Annotated in this window: 20 protein-coding genes and 1 pseudogene; 11 read left to right on the top strand and 10 right to left on the bottom strand. The window is 70.3% G+C overall.

The features are described from left to right. Window positions 1-71 precede the first annotated feature (71 nt). Both ATL45_RS06915 and ATL45_RS06910 read left to right on the top strand, forming a co-directional pair. Entirely contained in the window at window positions 72-1,391 is a 1,320-nt protein-coding gene (locus tag ATL45_RS06915; protein ID WP_093160981.1) for an acyl-CoA thioesterase/bile acid-CoA:amino acid N-acyltransferase family protein, read from the top strand. Further along, window positions 1,388-2,062, top strand: a complete 675-nt coding sequence (locus tag ATL45_RS06910; RefSeq protein ID WP_093160979.1) for a hypothetical protein — start codon at window positions 1,388-1,390, stop codon at window positions 2,060-2,062. Before ATL45_RS06915 ends, ATL45_RS06910 begins: the two co-directional genes overlap by 4 nt. Window positions 2,063-2,110: 48 nt before the next feature. On the opposite strand, the gene ATL45_RS06905 is transcribed toward ATL45_RS06910, so the two are convergent. Then, window positions 2,111-2,719, bottom strand: coding sequence for a DUF305 domain-containing protein (locus ATL45_RS06905; protein ID WP_093160976.1), 609 nt, complete (start codon window positions 2,717-2,719; stop codon window positions 2,111-2,113). A 601-nt stretch (window positions 2,720-3,320) separates the two neighbouring features. Here ATL45_RS06905 and ctaD point away from each other — a divergent pair. The 9 genes and pseudogenes from ctaD (at window position 3,321) to ATL45_RS38325 (ending at window position 13,016) form a co-directional block, all read left to right on the top strand. Continuing rightward, window positions 3,321-5,108 (top strand): aa3-type cytochrome oxidase subunit I, encoded by a 1,788-nt coding sequence (gene ctaD / locus ATL45_RS06900; protein WP_246025197.1) that lies wholly within the window; start codon window positions 3,321-3,323, stop codon window positions 5,106-5,108. Between the two features lie 127 nt (window positions 5,109-5,235). Continuing rightward, window positions 5,236-6,465 carry a phosphoserine phosphatase SerB gene (serB, locus tag ATL45_RS06895; protein WP_093157598.1) on the top strand — a complete coding sequence of 410 codons (1,230 nt, stop codon included), beginning with the start codon at window positions 5,236-5,238 and terminating at the stop codon, window positions 6,463-6,465. After that, window positions 6,465-7,304 carry an aminoacyl-tRNA hydrolase gene (locus ATL45_RS06890; protein ID WP_093157599.1) on the top strand — a complete coding sequence of 280 codons (840 nt, stop codon included), beginning with the start codon at window positions 6,465-6,467 and terminating at the stop codon, window positions 7,302-7,304. Before serB ends, ATL45_RS06890 begins: the two co-directional genes overlap by 1 nt. A gap of 33 nt (window positions 7,305-7,337) precedes the next feature. Further along, window positions 7,338-7,742 (top strand): SseB family protein, encoded by a 405-nt coding sequence (locus ATL45_RS06885; RefSeq protein WP_170210185.1) that lies wholly within the window; start codon window positions 7,338-7,340, stop codon window positions 7,740-7,742. After that, window positions 7,739-8,089, top strand: a complete 351-nt coding sequence (locus ATL45_RS06880) for a hypothetical protein (protein WP_246025196.1) — start codon at window positions 7,739-7,741, stop codon at window positions 8,087-8,089. Before ATL45_RS06885 ends, ATL45_RS06880 begins: the two co-directional genes overlap by 4 nt. Continuing rightward, a complete protein-coding gene (locus ATL45_RS06875; RefSeq protein ID WP_121505306.1) occupies window positions 8,086-11,781 on the top strand; it encodes a putative T7SS-secreted protein in 3,696 nt (1,231 codons plus the stop codon). Before ATL45_RS06880 ends, ATL45_RS06875 begins: the two co-directional genes overlap by 4 nt. 18 nt (window positions 11,782-11,799) lie before the next feature. After that, a pseudogene (locus ATL45_RS40360) lies at window positions 11,800-12,000 on the top strand (RHS repeat-associated core domain-containing protein); the annotation flags it as partial. Then, window positions 11,995-12,399, top strand: a complete 405-nt coding sequence (locus ATL45_RS39510; protein ID WP_143121736.1) for a polymorphic toxin type 43 domain-containing protein — start codon at window positions 11,995-11,997, stop codon at window positions 12,397-12,399. The pseudogene ATL45_RS40360 and the gene ATL45_RS39510, both read left to right, overlap by 6 nt. Window positions 12,400-12,488: 89 nt before the next feature. Beyond that, window positions 12,489-13,016 (top strand): hypothetical protein, encoded by a 528-nt coding sequence (locus ATL45_RS38325; protein ID WP_143121737.1) that lies wholly within the window; start codon window positions 12,489-12,491, stop codon window positions 13,014-13,016. Window positions 13,017-13,243: 227 nt separating this feature from the next. On the opposite strand, the gene ATL45_RS06865 is transcribed toward ATL45_RS38325, so the two are convergent. The 9 genes from ATL45_RS06865 to ATL45_RS06825 form a co-directional block, all read right to left on the bottom strand. Continuing rightward, window positions 13,244-13,861 (bottom strand): energy-coupling factor transporter transmembrane component T family protein, encoded by a 618-nt coding sequence (locus ATL45_RS06865; RefSeq protein ID WP_093157604.1) that lies wholly within the window; start codon window positions 13,859-13,861, stop codon window positions 13,244-13,246. Beyond that, a complete protein-coding gene (locus ATL45_RS06860; protein WP_093157605.1) occupies window positions 13,858-14,532 on the bottom strand; it encodes an energy-coupling factor ABC transporter ATP-binding protein in 675 nt (224 codons plus the stop codon). The genes ATL45_RS06865 and ATL45_RS06860 overlap by 4 nt, the downstream gene beginning before the upstream one ends. Then, window positions 14,529-15,644 (bottom strand): thiolase family protein, encoded by a 1,116-nt coding sequence (locus tag ATL45_RS06855; protein ID WP_093157607.1) that lies wholly within the window; start codon window positions 15,642-15,644, stop codon window positions 14,529-14,531. The genes ATL45_RS06860 and ATL45_RS06855 overlap by 4 nt, the downstream gene beginning before the upstream one ends. Next, window positions 15,641-17,005 (bottom strand): AMP-binding protein, encoded by a 1,365-nt coding sequence (locus ATL45_RS06850; protein WP_246025195.1) that lies wholly within the window; start codon window positions 17,003-17,005, stop codon window positions 15,641-15,643. The genes ATL45_RS06855 and ATL45_RS06850 overlap by 4 nt, the downstream gene beginning before the upstream one ends. A 2-nt stretch (window positions 17,006-17,007) precedes the next feature. Next, window positions 17,008-17,592 carry a biotin transporter BioY gene (locus tag ATL45_RS06845; protein WP_170210184.1) on the bottom strand — a complete coding sequence of 195 codons (585 nt, stop codon included), beginning with the start codon at window positions 17,590-17,592 and terminating at the stop codon, window positions 17,008-17,010. Window positions 17,593-18,191: 599 nt separating this feature from the next. Further along, window positions 18,192-20,270: an ATP-dependent DNA helicase gene (locus ATL45_RS06840; protein WP_439332482.1), complete on the bottom strand. Its 2,079-nt coding sequence runs from the start codon at window positions 20,268-20,270 to the stop codon at window positions 18,192-18,194. A gap of 158 nt (window positions 20,271-20,428) precedes the next feature. Continuing rightward, on the bottom strand, window positions 20,429-20,905 hold the full coding sequence (locus ATL45_RS06835; RefSeq protein ID WP_093157611.1) for a hypothetical protein: 477 nt from the start codon (window positions 20,903-20,905) through the stop codon (window positions 20,429-20,431). A gap of 143 nt (window positions 20,906-21,048) precedes the next feature. Beyond that, window positions 21,049-21,432, bottom strand: coding sequence for a VOC family protein (locus tag ATL45_RS06830; protein ID WP_093157613.1), 384 nt, complete (start codon window positions 21,430-21,432; stop codon window positions 21,049-21,051). A gap of 45 nt (window positions 21,433-21,477) precedes the next feature. Then, window positions 21,478-22,047 (bottom strand): isochorismatase family protein, encoded by a 570-nt coding sequence (locus tag ATL45_RS06825; protein WP_093157614.1) that lies wholly within the window; start codon window positions 22,045-22,047, stop codon window positions 21,478-21,480. Between the last annotated feature and the right edge of the window lie 174 nt (window positions 22,048-22,221).

The following is a 22,221-nucleotide window of genomic DNA, read 5'->3' as shown; positions in this document are numbered from 1 at the left end:
CCGCGGGCTTGACCCTCCCGTCGCTGGAGGCCGCACCGTTGACCCCACTCGATCTTGAAGTGGAGGTTTCGATGCGACGTGTGATCGGCCTGCTGGCCGCGGCGCTGCTGCTCACCGGGTGCGCGGGCACCGCCCGTGCCGCCCCCGCGCTGGACGTCGGCAGCGGTGCGATCGACGAGCCGCTCGCGGTGGTCGTGAGCGGATTGACTCCGGGAGAGCGGGCTTCGGTCTGGGCACGGATGACCGACGACCGCGGTCGGCTGTGGACTTCGTGGGCGACGTTCGCGGCGGATCGCGGCGGGCGCGTGGACATCGCCGAGCACGCCCCGGTCGGCGGCTCCTACGCCGGAGCGGACCCCACCGGTCTGCTGTGGTCGATGCGGCTGCCGTCCGGAGAAGCGGTGTCCGAACCGCGAGCGGCGTTGAGCGGATCAGAGGTCCAGCTCACCGTCGGCGTCGACATCGGCGGGCGCACCGTGGCGCAGGAACCGGTGGTGGTGCCGTTGCACGCGCCGGGTGTGCGGTCGGTGCCGGTCGCCGAGGACGGGCTGGTCGGGGATCTCCACCTGCCGCCCGGCCCCGGGCCGCACCCGGGCGTGATCCTGCTGGGCGGATCGGAGGGCGGGCGGCCGAATCCCGAGCTGGGGCGGTTCCTGGCCGGGAAGGGCTTCGCCGTGCTGGGCCTGGCCTACTTCGGGCTGCCCGGGCTGCCGCCCGCGCTGGACCGGATCCCGGTCGAGTACGGCAACCGCGCGGTGGACTGGCTGCGGGCGCGGCCGGAGGTCTCCGACGGGCGGGTCGGCGTGGTCGGCTTGTCCAGGGGCGGCGAGTTCGCGCTGGTGCTCGGCGCGTTCTCGCCCGGCGTGGGCGCGGTGGCGTCGGTCGTCGGATCCGGAGCGGTGTTCCCGAGCATGGCGCCGCAGGCGTCGTCCTGGACGCACGCCGGTGCCGAGCTCCCGCCGCTGGTGATCGCGGCACCCGGCTCGCCGGTCGGCTTCCTGGCCGATGCCGCGCGCGGGCGCCCGGGGAAGTTCGTCGACACCCAGGGCACGACGGCCACGCGGGCGGAGCTGGATCGCGCGGCGATCCCGGTGGAGCGCAGCGATGCCGCGTTCCTGCTGGTGTCGGCCGAGCGGGACGAGATGTGGCCGTCGCAGCGGCTGCTGGACGTCGCCGCCCGGCGGCTCGGCGACCGGGCCGAGCACGTGGTCCAGCCGGGAGCCGGGCACTTCATCCTCGACGTGCCGAACCTCCCGACCTCCTACACGACCGCGGCCGCGCTGATCCCGGGCGTCTTCTGGGCCGCGGGCGGCGGAACTCCGCAGGCCAACGCGGCAGCCACCGCGGACACCGTCCGCCGGGTCGTCGAGCTGTTCCAGGAGGAATTGTGATCAGCATTGCTCTCGGTGCGGCCTACGCGGCGCTGATCGCGCTGCTCGGCGTCCTGTTCGGGTATCCGCTCGATCCGGTGCTGATCGGGTTGGCGGTGCCCGCGGCCCTGGCGTTCTTCGCCCGCCGGGAAACCTGGGCACCGGTGTGGTGCCTCGGCGCGGTCACGGCACTGGTGGTGCTCGGCGAGATCGTGGGCTCCGGCGAGCGCATCGAGATCGGCGGAGTGCTCGTCGGCGCTGGTCCGCAGTGGATCGGGGCGTTGGTGGCGGGCTGGCCGCGGCTGCTCGTGCTCGTCGGCGCGGCCGGGCTCCGGCGCGGTCAGGAGCGGCCGCGCAGGCGGAAGGCGCTCGGGGTGGCCGCGGTGCTGGCCGTGATCGCGACCGCGTGCACCGCGTTCGGAACCACGCTCTCCGGCGGGTTGCTGGTCTGGGCGCTGGTGGGCAACGCCGTCGCGTTCGCGGTGGCGGGCTTCCTGCTGCTGCGGTCCGGGCTGGTGCTGCCGGTGCTGCTGCTGGCCGTCGGCGCGCTGCTGGCGGGATTCGACGAGCAGCTCGTCGACGTCGGCACTCCGGCGGCCACGCACCTGCTGCTCTGGCCCGCGTACCTCGCGGTGGCCTTGCTGGCGTCCGGGCTGGAAGCGCTGGTCAGGCGGATCAGGCGGCGGGCCTGAAAAGCAAACGGGGCCGCAGGTGTCTGCGGCCCCGTCCGGTGCCTCGGATCAGAGGGCGTTGAGCTTGGTCAGCACGTCCTGCTGCCCGGCGAGGAAGTCCTCGGCCAGCTTGCGCATGGCCTGCGACTGGCCCTCCTCCTGCTCGGAGCGGGCCAGCTGCGCGGCGCTCTGCTCCAGCGCCTGCACGGCCTGCTTCCACTGCTGGTCGAACTGCGCGCCGGTGACCTGCTTCAGCTGGTCCAGCTGCTGCGTGGACTGCTGGCCGGTGCCGTCGGCCTGGTCGGCGGTGTCCTCCGGGGCGCTGCCCGACTCCTGGCCGGCGGCCGAGGTCAGGAACGCGTTGAGCTGGCCGACCTGCAGCTGGGCGGACTGCTGGAGCTCGCCGGCGAGCGCCTTGGCGTCCGCGCTCTGCGCGTTGCTCTGGGCCAGCTGCGTCAGTTCCAGCACCTGCTGGCGGTTGGCGAGCAGCTGCTGGGCGAACTCGCGGTCCGTCTCGCTGTGCTCACCCGCGCCGTGCTGCCCGGCGTTGTGCTGCGCGGTCGCCGGCGGCGGCGTGCCGGGGGCCGGGGGCTGGTCGCTCGGTGCCTCGGCAGGCGTGCAGCCCGCGAGGGCGAGACCGCCGATCAGCACAGCGCCGATGATCGTGCTCCTCCGCACGTGCTTCCCCTCCAGGATCTGGTGGACGTCGTCCCAGGGCGGCCCGTCGAACTGCTCGCAGGTCGGGCTGCCGGACCTGTTGACCAGTAGGCTAACCGCCCCTCCAGAACCTGCTCGTGGATGGGTTGCTTGGGTGGTCGCTTGGCGGAACCTGAGTGCTTCCCTGGACTGCGGGTGCCCCTCCTGATGTATGCCCGATACACGGCGGAGGGGCCGTCCTCGCCAGGAAACCACTCAGAGCCCGCCGGTGGTCACCCTGCGCAGGTGGATGCAAGCGGCTTCGCCGCTTCACAGGCGCGGATGGCTTCGCCAGCAGGCTCTCGGGGCGCGTGCGGGCGACATCGCCGCCGCGCCCGCGGTGATCGCGGCCTGTCGGGTCGATCTCACTCGGGGTGACCGGGCGCGGGGCAATGAATAGGGTGGCTACGGCCCGGCCGAACTGCGGCCGGGAGCCGGGACTAGTATCCGCAGTCGGCAGCGTTCGCGATCTGCTCGTCCTGCAGTCGCCCTGCGGGGTGTCGCATGCTGTCGTCCGGCCCACCCGGGTCGGGGCGGATCCGACCGGATCCGATGAAGGCTTCAAGGGAGTGCAGGAGGCACCGTGACGGCCGTCGCGCCACAGCCGATCGCCACGCGCCCCTATCCGGTGCGCAAAACGGTCAAGGGTTCGTTCATGGCGCGGATGTTCCGCACCACGGACCACAAGCAAATCGGCATCCTCTACCTGGTCACGTCGATGGCGTTCTTCCTGGTCGGCGGCCTGATGGCGATGCTGATCCGCGGTGAGCTCGCCGTTCCGGGGATGCAGTTCCTGTCGCAGGAGCAGTACAACCAGCTGTTCACCATGCACGGCACGGTGATGCTGCTGCTGTACGCGACGCCGATCCTGTTCGGCTTCGCGAACTACATCCTGCCGCTGCAGATCGGTTCCCCCGACGTCGCGTTCCCGCGGCTGAACGCCCTCGGGTACTGGCTGTACTCGTTCGGCGGTCTGATGGTCGTCAGCGGCTTCCTGCTGCCGGGCGGCGCCGCGGACTTCGGCTGGTTCGCCTACACCCCGCTGTCGGACGCCCTGCACTCGCCGGGCCACGGCGCGGACATGTGGATCGCGGGTCTGGCCGTCGGTGGTCTGGGCACCATCCTGGGTGCGGTGAACATGATCACCACGGTGGTCTGCTTGCGCGCGCCGGGCATGACGATGTTCCGGATGCCGATCTTCACCTGGAACATCCTGGTGACCAGCGTGCTGATCCTGATGGCGTTCCCGATCCTGACCGCCGCGCTGCTGGGCCTGATGGCCGACCGGCACCTGGGTGCGCACGTGTTCGACCCGGCCAACGGTGGCGTGATCCTCTGGCAGCACCTGTTCTGGTTCTTCGGCCACCCCGAGGTCTACATCGTGGCGCTGCCGTTCTTCGGCATCGTCTCGGAGATCTTCCCGGTGTTCAGCCGCAAGCCGATCTTCGGCTACTCCGGCCTGGTGTACGCCACGCTGGGCATCGCGGCCCTGTCGGTCGTGGTCTGGGCGCACCACATGTACGCCACCGGCGCGGTGCTGCTGCCGTTCTTCGCCTTCACCACGTTCCTGATCGCGGTCCCGACCGGTGTGAAGTTCTTCAACTGGATCGGCACCATGTGGAAGGGCCAGCTGACCTTCGAATCACCGATGCTCTTCAGCGTCGGCTTCCTGGTCACCTTCCTCTTCGGCGGTCTGACCGGTGTGCTGCTGGCGATGCCGCCGGTCGACTTCCACGTGTCGGACACCTACTTCGTGGTCGCGCACTTCCACTACGTGCTCTACGGCACGATCGTGTTCGCGACCTTCGCAGGCATCTACTTCTGGTTCCCGAAGATGACCGGCCGGATGATGGACGAGCGGCTGGCCAAGCTGCACTTCTGGCTGACGTTCATCGGCTTCCACGGCACCTTCCTGGTCCAGCACTGGCTGGGCAACGAGGGCATGCCGCGCCGGTACGCCGACTACCTGGAGTCCGACGGCTTCACCATGCTGAACACGATCTCCACGGTCGGTGCGTTCATCCTGGGTGCCTCGATGCTGCCGTTCCTCTACAACGTGTTCAAGAGCTACCGCTACGGCGAGGTCGTCGAGGTCGACGACCCGTGGGGCTACGGCAACTCGCTGGAGTGGGCCACCTCCTGCCCGCCGCCGCGGCACAACTTCACCGAGCTGCCCCGGATCCGCTCCGAGCGCCCGGCCTTCGAGCTGCACTACCCGCACATCGCCGAGCGGATGCGCCTCGAATCGCACCTGAGCCTGACCGGCAAGACCCTCGCCCACAAGCACGAGGGCGGCGGCACGGCCACGGCGGTGAAGCAGAAGCCGGTCACCAAGGACGAGTCCAACAGGGACGACACCACCGAGAAGTGATCTGTGCGCTAGCCCCGCGGTACGCACCTGTGCCAGGGTGGAGCTAGCTCGACGACGAGCCCCGGCGGGCCATGCTCGCCGGGGCTCGACGTTTGTCGGGGCCTTTGAGAGAGGAAGAACCGCTGTCGTGAGCACCTCGAACGCGACCACCGTCCTGATCACCGTGACCGGGAAGGACAAGCCGGGCGTCACCTCCGTGCTGTTCGCCGCGCTGACCCGGCACGGCGTGGACATCGTCGACGTCGAGCAGGTGGTGATCCGAGGTCGTCTGGTGCTCGGTGTCCTGGTGTCCACCGAACGCGACCCGGAGCAGCTGCAGGAGGCGGTGGAGCAGGCGATGGCCACCGTCGGCATGACCGTCGACGTGGCGATCGGCGCCGCGGACGGCGACGGCAGCAAGCTCTCCTCCAGCCACGTGGTGGTGGTGCTCGGGCAGCCGCTGACCGCGCGCCACTTCAGCGAGGTCTCCCGCGGGCTGGCCGAGATCGGCGTCAACATCGACTCCATCCGGCGGGTCGCCGACTACCCGGTGACCGGGCTGGAGCTGCAGGTCAGCGCGCCGGAGTCGGACGACGACACGGCGCTGACCCAGGCGATGGCCGATATCGCCGCGCGCGTCGGGGTGGACCTGGCGGTGGAGCGCACCGGGCTGGCCCGGCGGGCGAAGCGGCTGGTGGTCTTCGACGTGGACTCCACGCTGATCCAGGGCGAGGTCATCGAGATGCTGGCCGCGCGGGCCGGCTGCGAGGACCAGGTCCGCGAGGTCACCGAGCGCGCCATGCGCGGCGAGCTGGACTTCGCCGAATCGCTGCGGCAGCGGGTGGCGGTGCTGGAGGGCCTGCCCGCGTCGGTGCTGGACGACGTCGCCGCGGAGCTGGAGCTCACCGCGGGCGCCCGCACCACGATCCGCACGCTGCGGCGGCTGGGCTTCCACACCGGTGTGGTCTCCGGCGGGTTCACCCAGATCATCGACCAGCTGGTGGACGAGCTCGGCCTGGACTTCAGCGCGGCGAACGAGCTGGAGGTCGTGGACGGCAAGCTGACCGGCCGGGTGATCGGCGAGATCGTGGACCGCGCCGGCAAGGCGAAGGCGCTGCGCCGCTTCGCCGAGTCCTTCGGAGTCCCGGCCGCGCAGTGCGTCGCGGTCGGCGACGGGGCCAACGACATCGACATGCTCTCGGCGGCCGGACTGGGCGTGGCTTTCAACGCCAAGCCCGCGCTGCGCGAGGTCGCCGACACCGCCCTGTCCCACCCGTTCCTGGACGCGGTGCTGTTCGTCCTGGGCGTCACCCGCGCCGAGATCGAATCGGCCGACGCCGAGGACGGAGTGCTGCGGCGGGTCCCGCTGGACGTGTGATGCGACCTGGGAATAACGACGGCCCGGAAGCGGCTGACGGAGGTGTGCAGGACACCGCCTTCGACGTGCTGGACCCGCTGATCACCCGCTACGCCTCCTGGCTGGCCCTGCCGGGTGCGGCCACCGCGGACACCTCGGACGAGGACCCGGAGAACGTGGTGCTGATGCCGATGGTCCTGCGCATCGAGCGGCGAGAGCCACCGGACCGCACGGCGCTGCTGGAAGCGGCGGCATCGGCGGCGCTGGCGGTGTGCCTGGACGAGCGCTGCAAGCCGGGCGGCGAGTGGCACGAGGCCATGAGCACCTGGATCAGCGGCCGCATCCGCAAGGTGGCCCGGCGGGCACGCGGAGCGCACTGGGAAGCGGTGCAGTCTTTGCCCGGCCGCACCTTCAAGGTCGGCAACGCCGAGGTGCGGGCCTTCCTGCCGATGCGCGTCGCGGACATGCCGAAGGAGCTCAGCCGCCTGCAGATCTCCGGCAGCGAACTGGATTCCGACGACCCGGGAGCCCCGGCCCCGGACGCACCGGTGCTGTGGCTGAACCCGGACGTCCCGATGAGCGCGGGCAAGTCGGCGGCCCAGGTCGGCCACGCGACGATGATCCTGGCCTCCCTGATGCACGGCGAAGGCATGAGCGCGGAGCTGGAGCGCTGGTCCGCCGACGGCTTCCGCTGCTCGGTCCGCAAGGCCGACGCGGAGACCTGGGCCGGCCTGCACCCCCGCGACAACCCGGAGAAGGCCTGGCGAGAAGCCCGAGTGGGCATGGTCCGAGACGCGGGCTTCACCGAAGTGGACCCGGGCACGGTCACCGTCCTCGCCCAATGGCGTCAGAATTCCTGACAGTTCGTCACGTTCCTGGGTAGGGTCCCCCGCGTGTCAGTGGGGGAACCAGACCTAACAGCCCTGGCCCGAGCCGTGTCCGCAGGCGAGCGACCGATCAAGGCGTTCTACGCGGCGTTCGCGAAGGCCGTCGTGTACGCCCGGAGGCCGGAGAGGCCCGGCGTGTTCGTGACCGACACCGAGGGCCAGGGCCGGTGGACGGTGGCGTTCACCAGCCTGGACCGCCTTGCCGCCTATGCGGGTGAGTGCGACTACATCTCGATGCCGGGCTCGATCTTCCTGGAGCTGGTGCCGCCCGGTGTGGGTGTGATGGTCGATCCCGATGACGACCACCGGCTGCCGCTGGTGGCGCGGGTCGACGACTTCTTCGCGCTCGAGCGGGAGTGGAAGCGCACGGCGCCGGCGCGCCAGGCCGCTGCTCGCAAGGCGGTGCGGTGAGTTTGGACGGCAACGGTTTTCACGTCGAGATCGAGCTGCTGGAAGCCGCGGCGAGGAACATGGACGAACTCGTCGCCGGGCAGGACAACTCGGAGCTGAGCGAGCTACCGGGCGCGAGCGAGTCCTACGGGCACGCCGATCTGCTCTCGGCCTTGACGGAGTTCTGCGACCGGTGGTCGGTCGGCCTGGACGCGCTGTGCGACCGGGCGACCCGGATGAGCTATTCGCTCGCCGAGACCGCCAAGGCGTACCGGGAAGCGGATCAGGCCGGTGCGGACGCGCTCTCCGTCGATCCGGGCATCGATGCCGTGCAGCCGCCGATGACGATCCCGGGGATGGGCCGATGACCTACGAGCTCGGGCAGGTCACCGAGCCGACGCTGCTGGTGCCCGGAGACCCGGATGCGATCATGGCGAACGCCCGGTTCATCCGGGAGCGATCGGTCAGGGCGTCCGAGACCGGCGAAGCGCTGAAGCGCATCGATGCCGGCGGGTGGAGCGGCGAGGCCGCGGACCTCTGGCACGAGCAGCACCAGACCGATGTCCCGCGCTGGTTCGACGGCGGGGATTCGCTGGCGGCTGGGGCTGCCGCGCTTGAGGAGTACGCGCGGGTGCTGCGGTGGGCCCAGGCCGAGGCGGCCGAGGCCGCCCGGTTGTGGGCGGAGGGCGAAGCCGCCACCGAGCAGGCGAAGCTGGACTACGAGAAGGCCGTCGCCGACGCGCAAGGCGGTGCGGTCGCTCCCTTCGTCGATCCCGGTGCGGAACGGCGGCAGGCCGCCCAGGACATGCTGCGAGCGGCTCGGCAGGAACTGGCCGGGGAGGGCGACCGCGCTGCCTTCGCGCTGCGGGAAGAAGCCGCGGTGGCGCCCCAGGATTCCCAGGCGCAGATCGACGCGAACTTCTACGGCGCGCTCTGGGAAGGTTTCAGCGGCACGTTCACCGCGTTCTACGACGCCTTCTCCGATCCGCTGGGGACGGTGAAGGCGATGGCCTACGCCGCCACCCACCCCGTGGAGACGTTCAAGGAGATGGTTTCCTGGAACGATTTCGCCAACGGGCGCGGTGAAGTGGGGCTGGGCAGGATCACCGGCGAGGTCATCGGCGGCGTCCTCACCGGTGGGATCGGCAAGATCCTCAAGACGATCAAGAAGCTTCCGGACGCTCCCGAACACCGGGTTCCGGTTCCCGAGCGACAGACGACCGGGGACCCGATCGACGTCGCCACCGGGAGCATGGTGCTCGCGCAGACCGATGTCGAACTCCCGGGCCTGCTTCCCCTGGTCCTCAAGCGGTTGCACCTGTCGTCCTTCCGGGCCGGTCAGCACTTCGGCCCGACGTGGGCTTCGACGCTGGACCAGCGGCTGGAGCTGGACGGGACCGACGTGTGCTTCGTCGCCGACGACGGCACGCTCTCCCTCTTCCCGCAGCCGGCGCGGGGAGCGTCCGCCGACGCGGTGACCGGGCCGCAGCGGCGCTTGGCGCGTTCCGAGGGCGACACCTACACGATCACCGACGTGGCGCAGGGCAGGACGCTGCACTTCGGCCCTGCGGGCGAGATCCGGCCGTTGACCGCGATCGTCGATCGCAGCGGCCAGCGCATCGACGTCGAGCGCGATGCCGACGGCGTGCCCGTCGAGGTGCGGCATTCCGGCGGCTACCGCATCCGGGTGGAGTCCGACGCCGGTCTGGTGACGGCGTTGCACCTCCGCGATGCGGACGACGGCGATGACGTGCTGCTGATGCGCTACGGCTACGAGGACCAGCGGCTCACGGAAGTGATCAACGCCTCCGGTCTGCCGCTTCGGTTCACCTACGACGAGTCCGGGCGCATCACGAGCTGGACCGACCGCAACGACGAGTGGTACCGCTACGTCTACGACGATGGTGGCCGGGTCGTGGAGGTGGAGGGCTCGGGCGGGTTCTTCAGCGGCACGCTGGAGTACGACCACGAGAACCGGATCACCCGCTGGACCGATTCGCAGGGCGCCCGAACCGAGTACCACCTCAACGAGGCCGGTCAGACGGTCCGCGAGGTCGATGCGCAGGGCGGCGAGATCCGGTCCGAGTGGGACGACCGGGACCGGTTGCTCTCCCGGACCGATCAGCTCGGCCGCACGGTCCGCCACGAGTACGACGAGGTCGGCAACCTGATCGCGGTCACGCGTCCGGACGGCAGCCAGACCCGGCTCGAGTACGACGACCTCCGGCTCCCGGTCACGATCATCGCGCCCGATGGCACGGTGTCGCGCCGGGAGTACGACGAGCGCGGGAACGTCGTCAGGTCGGTCGACGCGCTCGGTGCGGTCACCACCTACGCCTACGACGAGCACGGTCATCTGGCGAGCTTCACGGACGCGCTTGGCAACGTGCGGCGCGTCGAGACGGACGCGGCAGGTCTTCCGGTCGTCGTGACCGACCCGATGGGCAACGCGACCCGCTACGCGCGGGACGGGTTCGGCCGGGTCGCGGAGGTGGTGGATCCGCTGGGCGGCACCACCCGGTTCGGCTGGACGGTGGACGGCAAACCGGCGTGGCGGACCTCGCCGGACGGCGCGACCGAGCGCTGGCTGTACGACGGCGAGGGCAACCTCCGCACCTTCGTCGACGCCCTGGGCCAGGAGACGCGCACCGAGGTCACGCACTTCGACCTGCCGTCGGCGGAGATCCGGCCCGACGGGACGCGCCTGGAGTTCGACTACGACACCGAGCTCCGCCTGGTCGGCGTCACCAACGAGCAGGGCCTGGTGTGGCGCTATGACTACGACGTGGTGGGCAACCTGGCGCGGGAGATCGACTTCAACGGACGCGCGGTCACCTACCGGCACGACGCGGCGGGGCAGCTGATCGAGCGCACCAACGGTGCCGGCGAGACCACCTCGTTCTCCCGCGACGTCCTGGGAAACGTGATCGAGCGCCGCAACGGCTCGGTGACGTCGACCTTCACCTACGACCCGCTGGGCCGCCTGCTCGAAGCGATGGACGGCGACACCCAGGTCACCTTCGACCGCGACCCGGCCGGACGCGTGCTCGCCGAGACCATCAACGGCCGCACCGTGGCGTCGGTGTACGACCCGCTGGGCCGCAGGATCCGGCGCCGCACGCCGTCGGGCGCGGAGAGCGTGTGGGAGTACGACCCGAACGGTCGGCCGAGCGCGCTGCACACGTCGGGTCGCACCCTGCGTTTCGGCTACGACCGCGCAGGTCACGAGGTTCAGCGCGATCTGGGCCCGGACGTCGTCCTGGCCCAGGCCTGGAACGCCAACCACCAGCTGCTCTCGCAAACCCTCGACCGGGCCGGTCAGCAGGTCCAGCGGCGCTCGTACACCTACCGCGCGGACGGGTACCTGACCGGGCTCGACGACAAGCTCACGGGGCCGCGGACGTTCGACCTCGACCGCCTCGGCCGGATCACCGCGGTGAACGGGCCGGGCTGGTCGGAGCGCTATGCCTACGACGCGGCGGGAAATCTCGCGCACGCGTCCTGGCCGACCAACGACCCCGAGGAGCTCGGGGACCGCGAGTACAGCGGCACGCTGATCCGCCGAGCGGGCAAGGTCCGCTACGAGCACGACGCCCAAGGCCGGGTGGTGCTCCGCCAGCGGAAGCGCCTGTCCCGCAAGCCCGACACCTGGCGCTACTTCTGGGACGCCGACGACCGCCTGACCGAAGTCCTCACCCCGGACGGAGCCCGCTGGCGCTACCGCTACGACCCGCTCGGTCGTCGAGTCGCCAAGCAGCGCCTCACCCCCGACGGCTCTCGCGTCCTGGAGCAGATCGAGTTCATCTGGGACGCGGCGGTCCTGGCGGAACAAGCCCACACCGACGGCCTGCCCAACGGCCCTCACCTGCTGGATGCGCGGGTAACGGTCTGGAACTACGAGCCGGGCACCTTCCGCCCGCTGACCCAAACGCAACGCTCAGCAGTCCGGAACGCACCCCAGCGCTGGATCGACGAGCAGTTCCACTCGATCATCACCGACCTCGTCGGAACCCCAACGGAACTGATCGACGACCAAGGCGCGGTGTCCTGGCACCAATGAACAACCCTCTGGGGAGTAACACCCGACCAACCCCGAGCCGCCGCGTACACCCCACTCCGCTTCCCAGGCCAATACCACGACCCAGAAACGGGCTTCAACTACAACTACCACCGCCACTACGACCCGAACACCGCCCGCTACGCGAGCAACGATCCGCTCGGTCTTGCCGCAAGTCCCCGGCCGCAGGGCTATGTCTCGAATCCGTCTCGCCAGATCGATCCGTTCGGCCTGGCTCCGTGCCCGGACGATTCCAAGCTACCGGGCAGTGGTCCGATTCCGGGAGTTTTGGAAGTGAGCGACCGGGTCAAATCGGTCGGAGCCGTCGAGAACTTTTTCCCGAAGGGGGAGCGTGACTTTGTGTTTGATCCGGTTCAGAACAGGTTCGTGACTGGATCCGAGCAAGGAATTCTCGGCCACGATGGGCTTCGGGAATCAATCGGTGGGAGTCCGTCCGATGTGGTCGGTGGCCGACTGTCTCGCGGGCCGAACGGCGAATTCTTGACGAATGAATGGTCTGGTCACTATGGGCATCAATGGACGCCGGAGATCAGGCAGAAGTTTATTGAGTTTATGGGCGAGCATGGTCTTGAAGTTGCGCATACGCCGTGGGGAGGGTGATGAGAGTACACTGCTGGAGTGATCTGCAGAACTGATCGCGATGAATTGGTTGCGTATTTTCTTCGCTTTCGGTGATCCGGGAGGCTGTGATGGGGAGTGATCCTCTTGCGAGGTCGGTCGCGCAAGTTGATGATGACGAATTTCGTCAAACCTGGAGCGGCGATGAGTTCGTGACATGGCTTCCGATTGTTTTGATCAGTGACACTGGCATGTGGCTCGGAGTTGATAGAGGCGGCGAATGGGTTCTGGGTCGGTTGGAGGGGATGGTGTCGCGAGGGCGGCCGCTTCCGCAATCATGGCTGACGGTTCTTGATGATGATGAAGTTATTTTTCGGGAGCGGCTTGAAGATGCGGCTGCGCGCTATCGTCTACCTGCGGTAGTCATTCAAGCAAACGTGCCTGTCGATGAAATTTTGGACATGGCATTCCGGAGTCGCAGTCCGTACTGGGCGGAACGGGCGATGCGCTGGTTGGTCAATCGAAGTTCCACGGAGTGCCACCTTGAGCGCGTGCGCGAACTGGCTGCAGCGCGATGGCCGAACCAATGGACCCGGCAGACTGCGAAGCGTCTGGTTGCCGTGGCTGATCGTTCTGAACCGCCGAATCGGGCCGAGTAGGAAGCTTCGCTGGTATCCGCGCTGGACGGCCGACGATCGGGTCGTGGTGAGTGCGTGAGGGCTACGGACCCCAGACATAGGCCGGGCCCGAGAATGTTTTGCAATCTAGCGATTGCTAGGTCTTTGGCGGCCTGATGGTCGTCAAGGCCACTGCATCCTCGGGCCGGTCGCCGGGTTTCCCCGGTACCCATCAGCATGCCCAGGGGCTGCCACTTCGCACCAGGGTCTTAAGTCCTGGTTTCGTCGTCTCCGACTCCTCGGGCGGCCAGGGCTTCGCCCAGGTCGTCGGCGTGGCGGAGGGTTCTGACCAGGAACGGGACCGCGAAGGCCGAGATCGAGCGCTCCGCGTTGCGGGCTCGTTGGGCTTCGCGGACCTGGGTCGCGATCGTCGACAGGGCCGCTACCGCTTGCAGGGTCAGGCCTACCAGCAGGCCGATCCGCTCCGGGCGGACTCCCAGGCGGCGGGTGGGGCGCAGGCCTCGTTCCACCGCGCTGACCAGGTCGTCGACGCGGGTCGTCAGGGTGAACAGGTTCGCCGCGCCGAGTGCGGTCAGCAGGCGCAGGCAGACCACCGCCGCGCTGTCGAGGCCGAGCATCCACCACTGCAGCAGGAACACCACCGCGAGCAGCGGGATCAGCAGGCGGGAGATCTGCCAGCAGCGGCGTGCGGGGATGCGGGCCAGCACGTAGGCCAGGACGACCGCCAGCGCGGAAGAAGCCAGTGCCAGCGGCGAGTTCAGCACGAAGATCACTACCGCGAACACCAGCAGTGCCAGGAACTTCCAGCCCGCCGGGGCCCGATGCACGGTGCTGGTGCCCGGTTCGTACAGGCCCAGCGGGTTCATCCGATCAGCTCCCGGTAGTACCGGACCGCCGGGGCGGGCTCGTCGTCGGCGACCACCTTGCCCGCTTCCAGGACGACCACGCGGTCGAAGTCCTCCAGCAGGTCCAGGTCGTGGGTGACCAGCACGACCTGCTGGCGGAGTCCGGCCAGGACCTCGGTGAAGTGCCGCTTGTTGCGCAGGTCGAGCAGCGTCGTCGGCTCGTCGCAGACCAGCACGTCCGGGTCCAGGACCAGCATCGAGCACAGCGCGAGCAGTTGCTTCTGCCCGCCGGAGAGCTGGTGCGTCGGGTGCTCGGCGTAGCCCGCCAGGCCGTGCTGGGCCAGCACTTCGGCCGCGCGGCGCTGCCGCTCCGCCTTGGACAGGCCCTGCTTGCGCAGCGAGAACGCGACGTCCTCGCCTGCCGTGGGCATCACGATCTGGCTGTCCGGGTGGGTGAAGACGAAGCCGACGCGACGTCGCACCGCGCGGCCGTTGCGGGCCGAGTCGACTCCGTCGACGAGCACCCGGCCGCTGGTCGGGTGCACCAGTCCGTTGATCATGCGGGCCAGCGTGGACTTGCCGGATCCGTTCGCGCCCACGAACGCCACGCGCTGCTCGTCCAGCCGCAGGTTCACGCCGTCCAGCACGGTGCGCTCGTCGTAGCTGTGCCCGACGTCCTCGAACTCGATCAACCCACTCGCTCCCACATCGTCGCCACCCCGAGCCCGCCACCGGACGACAGCGCGGCCAGGCCGGTGCGCGGCCCGTCGGCGCGGACCATCCGGCTGAACAGCCGCACCACCAGCACCGCTCCCGACGCACCCCACGGGTGGCCGAGCGCGATGGCACCGCCGTCCGGGCTGACCAGCTGCTCGTCGATACCCGCGGCGTCCAGGCAGGCCAGCGTCTGCCCGGCGAAGGCCTCGTTGAACTCGACCACCTCCGGGTCGTGGCGCTCAAGCAGCTCCCGCATCGCGGGCACCGCGCCCAGGCCCAGGCGGTTCGGGTCGACTCCCGAGGTCCGCCAGTCCACCAGGCGCAGGCCGGGCACGCCGAGCCTGCGGCGCTGCTCCTCGGTGGTGATCAGCACGGCTGCCGCGCCGTCGTTGATCCCGCAGGAGTTCGCCGCGGTGGCCGTGCCGTCCGGGGTGAACGCGGGCCGGAACCGGGCAAGCCGCTCGGCGGTGAACCTCGCGCGCGGTCGTTCGTCCTCGATCGTGCCGCTGACCTGCACCAACTCGGCGTCGAACCGGCCGGCCTCGCGTGCGGCGACGGCGCGGGCGTGGCTGCGGGCGGCGAAGGCGTCCTGGCGTTCGCGGGAGATCCCGGCCTCGGCCGCGACCAGGTCGGCCGCCGGGCCCATGTCCGGATCGCCGATGTCGGCCGGGGCGAACGGGGCGCGCTGGTAGAAGCGGGGCGGTTCGGTGGCGGTGCGCGGGCGCCACGCGCGCCACGGCGCGGTCGATGGGCTCTCCACGCCACCGGCGAGGAACCAGTCACCGGCACCGGCGCTGATCAGCGCTGCTGCGGTGGTGATCGCGGTGAGGCCGCTCGCGCACTGCCGGTCGATCGTCATGCCGGGAGTGCGCTCGCCGAGCCCGGCTCGCAGCGCGGCCACCCTGGCCGGGTTCCCGCCCGGGCCGAGGACGTTCCCGAGAACCACATCGTCCACTGTGGTCACGCCGACGTCGTCCAGCGCGGCGCGCAGCACCGGAGCGGCGAGCCGGTCGACCGGAAGGTGGCGCAGAACGCCGCCCGCTTCACCGATCGGCGTCCGCCGCGCCGCGATCACCACCGGGGTCACAGTGCCTCCGCTTCGAACGAGCCGGCGCGCAGCTGCTCCGCGACCAGTGCGCGTGCCGGTTTGCCGGACGCGGTCCTCGGCAGTTCGCGCACCGCCAGCCAGCGTCGCGGGCGCTTGGCCGGTTCCAGCGACTGCCTCGCCCTCGCCCGCAGATCGCGCCGCGACGGGGGAGCGGCCGGATCGACCTCCACCACCGCCGTGACCAGCTCGCCGAAGCGGGGGTGCGGGGTGGCCGAGACCAGGACGTCGAGCACGCCGTCCGCGCCGCGCAGCACCGACTCGACCTCCTCCGCGCCGACCAGTCGCGCCCCGGTATTGATCACCGCGCTCGCGCGGCCCAGGATCTCCAGCGAACCGTCCTCGTGCAGGATCGCGCGGTCGCCCACCGCTGACCAGCCCTGATCGGTGCTCGGTGGTACGAGGGCGCCGTTCTCCAGGTAGCCGTCGAAGATGAGCGCGGAGCGGACCAGGAGCTCGGTGTCGCGCACCTCGACGTCGACGACGGGCCGCAGCCGACCGCCGCGCCGCACCGCGATCAGCGAGTGCTCGGCCGATCCGTAGTACTCGACCAGCTCGCAGCCCGGCAGAACCTTGCCCAGCCGCTCTTCGAGCTCCAGATCCATCCGGGCGCCTGCGCAGACCACCACCCGCAGCGAGCATTCGGCCCGCAGGACCGGGTAGCGATCCAAAGTGGACAGCAGTGCGGCCAGCATCGCGGGCACCAGGTGGACCACGGTGGCGTGCCGGGCGGCGGCTGCCGCGTCGTGGGCGGACCAGCGGTCGAGCAGGTGCACATCCGCGCCCGCGTGCAGCGCGTGCAGGGCGCCGAAGAGGAAGAGCGACGAGCTCAGCGGGCCCGGGATCAGCACTCGGTCCTGCTGCGTCAGCCCGAGGTCCAGGGCGTCGAAGCTTCGCAGCCAGGAGTCGCGGGAGCGGATCAGCACCTTCGGGCGGCCGCTGCTGCCGGAGGTGGTGGGGAGATAGAACGGGGCGTTGTGCGGTGGGTCTTGGGCGTTTTCGCGCGAAATCGGCGTCGGACACGCGTGGGTTGGCGCGTTTTCGCGCGAAAACGCCCCATCGGTCAGGTCGAGCACCATGTGCGGCGCTGCGTCGGCGAGGACGGCGGAGCGCTCGCGCTCGGTCCACGTCGGCTCCAGGAGGAGCGTGGCGCAGCCCGCGAGGTCCGCGCCGAGGAAGTGGGTCAAGCGCGTCAGCGCGCTCCCGCCGTCGAGCGCGACGCGTGAGCCCGGGCGCAGCAGCCGCGCAGCGCTGCGAGCGCGGGCGAGCAGCTCCGCGGCGTCGAGCGTCGCGTCGGAGTGCGCGACCCGCGAAGCGGGGGAGCGGCCGAGGATCGGGAGCACGGTCAGCTCTCGATGGGCGCGCGGCGCGCTGTGCCGGTCAGCGCCGACGGGACGGCGCGGTGCACGGCGACGGCGACCAGCGAGACGGCGACCAGCTTCACCAGGTCACCGGGCACGAACACCAGCGACTGCGCCGCGGCCGCGCCGAGGTCGCCGATCATCAGGCCCCAGTACGGGATGCCGATCAGGTAGTCCACGGCGACACCGGCGAGGTTGGCAACCAGCAGCACCAGCAGCGTCGGCTTCGGGGCCAGCTGCACGATCAGGCCGACCACCACCGCCGACAGCACCCAGCCGAGCACGAAACCGCCGCTCGGGCCGACGAACGGGGCGATGCCGCCGCGGCCGCCCGACAGCAGCGGCAGCCCGATCGCTACCAGCGCCAGGAACAGCAGCACCGATGCGCCGCCGCGGCGGGCGCCGAGGATGCTGCCCGCCAGGAGCGGTCCCATGTTCTGCAGCACGATCGGCACCGCCGCACCGCCGAGGTAGAAGCCCGGGAAGATGCCGAGGACGGCGATGAACGCGGCGAAGACCACAGTCCGGGCCAGGTTCGCGGCGGGCGCGGTTTGGCGTGGTGCGGACACGACGTCTCCTAGCAGTTGATCGACAACATTCGCCGACGAGCGCCGACACCGGGTGCGAGGTCGCGGCCGACCCGAACCCCGTCGTCCGCTTGCAGCCCTGTGACCAGGGGCGGGCAGCGCCACTGCGGCCCGATCGGCGCGACTGCACCAACCTACCCGGCACCCCGGCCAGAACAGAAAGCCCAACGCCGAGTTGTCGACCACCCACAAGACCCACCACTCCGCGAAGAGTCGTCCGTCACGCCGCGAAGAGTCGTCCTTCTCTCCGCGCGTTCGTCACGCCGCGAGGAGTAGTCCGTCACGCCGCGGCGTACCGAGGAGGGCTGCGGCGCCCGCGATCCGGCCTCGCCGGTGGACTCCCGGCGCGCCGGGTGCGCGACGCAACACACCTGGGGAAGTCGTCGTCGGTGTGGACTTCCGCAATTTCAATGGAAATTGGACATCAAATTTCCATTGAAATTGCGGAGGACGCCCGCAGCCGTCGGGCGTGTCGGGGTCCGACACGCCGACGGTCCGCAAGTTCCATTGAAATCGAAGGTCCGATTTCCATTGAAATCGCATCGTCACCTGCGGGAGGAGCACCGACGGAGGGTGCGGTGTCAGGTCGTGGCGGTGCCGGTGAGGCGTTGGAGGGCGCCTCGGACGACCTTGGGGTCGTGGGTGGTCCAGAACGGGGGGAGCGAGGAGCGGAGGAAGCCGCTGTAGCGGGCCGTCGCCAGGCGCGGGTCCAGGACCGCGATCACGCCTCGGTCGTTCGGTGCGCGCAGAAGGCGCCCCGCGCCTTGGGCGAGCAGCAGCGCCGCGTGGGTTCCGGCGACCGTGAGGAAGCCGTTGCCGCCGTGCTCGGACACCGCCTTCTGGCGGGCCGAGGCGAGCGGGTCGTCCGGGCGCGGGAACGGGATGCGGTCCATCACCACCAGTTGCAGCGAATCGCCCGGCACGTCCACGCCCTGCCACAGCGACAGGGTGCCGAACAGCGAGGTCGCCGGGTCTTCGGAGAACTGGCGGACCAGCAGCGCCGTGGTGTCCTCGCCCTGGCACAGCACCGGCGTCGAGAGGCGCTTGCGCAGTTCCTCGCTGGCCTGCTTGGCCGCTCGCATCGAGGAGAACAGGCCCAGTGTGCGGCCGCCCGCCGCCTGCACCAGCTCGGTCAGCTCGTCCAGGTACTCCGCCGGCAGCCCGTCGCGGCCCGGCGGCGGCAGGTGCCGGGCGATGTAGAGGATGCCGCTGCGCTGGTGCTCGAACGGCGAGCCCACGTCCAGGCCGGTCCACTTCAGCCCGCCGGTGTCCGACGGGGCTTCCTTGACGGTGGCCATCCCGGCCACCGGCTGGGACCGCTGCTGCGCGGGCAGGCCCCACTGCCGGGCCAGCGTGTCGAACGAGCCGCCGAGCGCCAGCGTCGCCGAGGTCAGCACGGTGGTGCGCTGGCCGAACAGCCGCTCGCGGAGCAGCCCGCCGACGCCGATCGGCGCGATGCGGATGGTCGGCGGCCGGTTCGGGTCCGCCGCGATCCACACGACTTCGAGCTGCTTCTCGTCGTCGAACGCTTCGAGCAGCCGCACCGCGGTGTCGTGGACCTCCTCGGTGATGGCGTGCGCGAGCTTGCGCGCGGTGTTGCCCTCGGTGTCCTCCTTGCGCTCCGGGCCGAGCGCGTTGATGCAGGCCCACGCCGAGTCCCGCACCGCTGTCAGGGCGCCGCCGAGGTCCTGCGGGAGCTCCTCCAGCCGACCCGGGGTCGCGGCCTGCAGCACGAGGTCCAGGCCTTCGGAGGCTTCGGCCAACCGGTCGGCGGTCTCCTCGTCGATGGCCCGCCCGCAGCGGCGAGCGGCGAGCCGCACCGCGGTCGCGGCGAGCTCGCCGGTGGCTGCCGAGGTCACCCGGTCCACCAGGTCGTGGGCCTCGTCGACCAGCACCACGTCGTGCTCCGGAAGCACCGGGCGGTCGTCGAGCGCGTCGATGGCCAGCAGCGCGTGGTTGGTCACCACGATGTCCGCGCGCCCGGCCTCGGCGCGGGCGCGTTCGGCGAAGCAGTCCACGCCGACCGGGCAGCGGTGCACGCCGAGGCATTCCTTGGCGGTGACCGACAGCTGCCGCCAGGCCTGGTCGGTGACGCCGGGCACCAGCTCGTCGCGGTCGCCGGTCTCGGTCTCGGTCGACCACTCCTGCAGGCGCTTGATCTGCCGCTCCAGCGCGGAAGCGGCGAAGGCGTCGAACAGCGCGCCCTCGTCGGGCTCATCCGGGGCGTTGCCGTGCACCCGGTTCAGGCACAGGTAGTTGCGGCGGCCCTTGAGGATCGCGAACGTCGGCCGCCGCCCCAGCGAGTCGGCGAGCGCGTCGGCCAGGCGCGGCAGGTCGCGGTCGACCAGCTGGCGCTGCAGGGCGATGGTCGCGGTGGACACGACGACCGTGGTGTGCTCGGCGACGGCGTGCCGGATCGCCGGTACCAGGTACGCCAGCGACTTCCCGGTTCCGGTCCCGGCCTGCACGGCCAAGTGCTCACCGGTGCCGATGGAGTGCTGAACGGCCTCGGCCATCCGCGTCTGGCCCTCTCGCGGCACGCCGCCGACGGCCTCGATCGCGACCTTCAGCAGCGTCGGCAGATCCGGGATGTCCTGCTTGGCCTTGGCGGCGATCGGAAGCGCGGGCTCGTCCCGTGCGGCCTTGCCCGCCCGCGCCAGGTCGTCGGCGATCTCCGGTGGGAGCACGTCGTCTTCGTCGGGCTCGAACGCAACCGGGTCGGACCATCGCGGGACAGAGGTGGGCACCTTGAGAAACTACCGCGCGCCCCCGTCCACGAGCCCCGATGCCCCCGGATGGTGGGAGGCGACGTGCCGACTCACGCTCCGAGGAGCGGGCCTTTGTAGAAGTCGCTGTAGATCGTCGTCCGCCATCGCCGGCCGCGTGACAGGTGTGCGACGTAGCGGGGGTCGTGCACGGTGAGCGTGAACTCCACGTAGGGGTAGTCCGCGATGGAAGTCCCGGAGATGTCGTCGGAGTTCTCCCAGCAGGGCGGCAGGTTGTGCGGTTCGCCCACTTCGTAGGACTTGATGATCCGGTCGAGCCGCTCGGTGAAGGCGACCGGATCGTCCCCGGACCGGTCGAGCTGCCCCAGCGCTTCGAGCTCTTCCTTCGTCTCGTCGTCGGACCAGAACCGGCTGGGGGCGTAGAAGGCTCCGTGCGACTCGATGAGCATCCGCATCGGGAAGTCCGCAGAAGTCGGGAAATAGCCCGCGTCGGGGTTGATCGCGTAGACGCGGCCGCCGACGGTGGCGCCGGTCCTGTCGTTGATGGAGATCTCGTAGAGGTCGCTCATGCGGCGCTGTGCTCCGTTCCAGAGGTGAATCCAGTGCCTGGGACGGGAGCAGCCTCGACATGGTTCCGACTGCGGTCGCGTACCCGCAACCACCGTTCTGCGCCGAAGAATCTCGATCTCCGGGCGCACCTGCTCCGCTGAGCTCAGGACTCCATCGCGGCCCGTTCGGCGGCGCTGCGCAGGACGCAGAACTCGTTGCCCTCGGGATCGGCGAGCACCGCCCAGCCCGAACCGTCGGGGTTGCGGCGGTCGTCGACCAGGGTGGCGCCGATGCTCAGCAGCCGTTCCACCTCCTGCTCGCGCGAGGACTCCGGGCGCAGGCACAGGTGGAGCCGGTTCTTGATCGTCTTCGGCTCGGACACCTGGTTGAAGTGCAGCACCGGCCCCTCCGCCAGCAGCACCTCGGTCTCCTCATCGCCCGGCTGGGACTCCGGATGCACCGGACGGCCGGTCACCTCGCTCCAGAACCGGGCGAGCCCGTAGGCGTCGGCGCAGTCGATCGCGATGTTCTGCAGTCCTGAAACCATGCACGTGAGCCTTCCCGATCACACCACGGGAAGGCGACTGAATTACTACCGGACCACGGGTTCGCCGATGAGGTTCACGCCCGCTGCGTCGAGTTCGGTGAGCGCCGCGTCGACGGTTTCGCGGGACACCCCGGCCGTCAGCTCCAGCAGGACCGAGGTCTCCATGCCCTGGCGCACCGCGTCCAGGGCCGTCGCGCGGACGCAGTGGTCGGTGGCGATGCCCACCACGTCGACCCGGCGCACGCCGCGCTCGACCAGCCAGTCGTGCAGCGGCCGGTCGCGGGAGTCGATGCCCTCGAAGCCCGAGTAGCCGGCGCTGTACTGGCCCTTGGAGAACACCGCCTCCACCGGGCCCACGTCCAGCGCCGGGTGGAACGCCGCGCCGGGCGTGCCCGCGACGCAGTGCCGCGGCCAGGTGCGCACGAAGTCCGGCTCGTCGCTGAAGTGCGCTCCCGGGTCGATGTGGTAGTCGCGGGTGGCCACCACGTGGTCGTGGTCGAACCCGGCGAGGTACTGCGAGATCGCCGCGGCCACGTCCGCCCCGCCCGCCACCGCGAGCGCGCCACCCTCGCAGAAGTCGTTCTGCACGTCGACGATGATCAGCGCCTTGGTCATCACGGCTCCTCGGTTCGCAACGGATTGAGCAGTTCTTCAGGGTGCGCGGTCCAGCCGCCTTCTGCGGCGAACAGTGACTGCGACGCATGTCCGGCATCGGTCGGAAGGTGTCGCATGCGCCGCCAGGCGCATAACCCACCCTCGCAGCTCGCACCGCCGCGGGTTCTCAGCGTT

It is taken from the genome of Saccharopolyspora antimicrobica (genome assembly GCF_003635025.1).
Classification (GTDB): domain Bacteria; phylum Actinomycetota; class Actinomycetes; order Mycobacteriales; family Pseudonocardiaceae; genus Saccharopolyspora; species Saccharopolyspora antimicrobica.
Note: the sequence above shows the minus strand (reverse complement) of the source record. Positions and strands in the feature narration are given on the sequence as shown.

Bases quoted from the DNA above. Each gene is read 5' to 3' on its own strand.
- ATL45_RS38325 (WP_143121737.1), top strand. From the start codon at position 12,489: ATGGGGAGTGATCCTCTTGCGAGGTCGGTCGCGCAAGTTGATGATGAC.
- ATL45_RS06890 (WP_093157599.1), top strand. From the start codon at position 6,465: ATGCGACCTGGGAATAACGACGGCCCGGAAGCGGCTGACGGAGGTGTG.
- ATL45_RS06865 (WP_093157604.1), bottom strand. From the start codon at position 13,861: ATGAACCCGCTGGGCCTGTACGAACCGGGCACCAGCACCGTGCATCGG.
- ATL45_RS06875 (WP_121505306.1), top strand. From the start codon at position 8,086: ATGACCTACGAGCTCGGGCAGGTCACCGAGCCGACGCTGCTGGTGCCC.
- ATL45_RS06825 (WP_093157614.1), bottom strand. From the start codon at position 22,047: ATGACCAAGGCGCTGATCATCGTCGACGTGCAGAACGACTTCTGCGAG.
- ATL45_RS06830 (WP_093157613.1), bottom strand. From the start codon at position 21,432: ATGGTTTCAGGACTGCAGAACATCGCGATCGACTGCGCCGACGCCTAC.
- ATL45_RS06915 (WP_093160981.1), top strand. From the start codon at position 72: ATGCGACGTGTGATCGGCCTGCTGGCCGCGGCGCTGCTGCTCACCGGG.
- ATL45_RS06835 (WP_093157611.1), bottom strand. From the start codon at position 20,905: ATGAGCGACCTCTACGAGATCTCCATCAACGACAGGACCGGCGCCACC.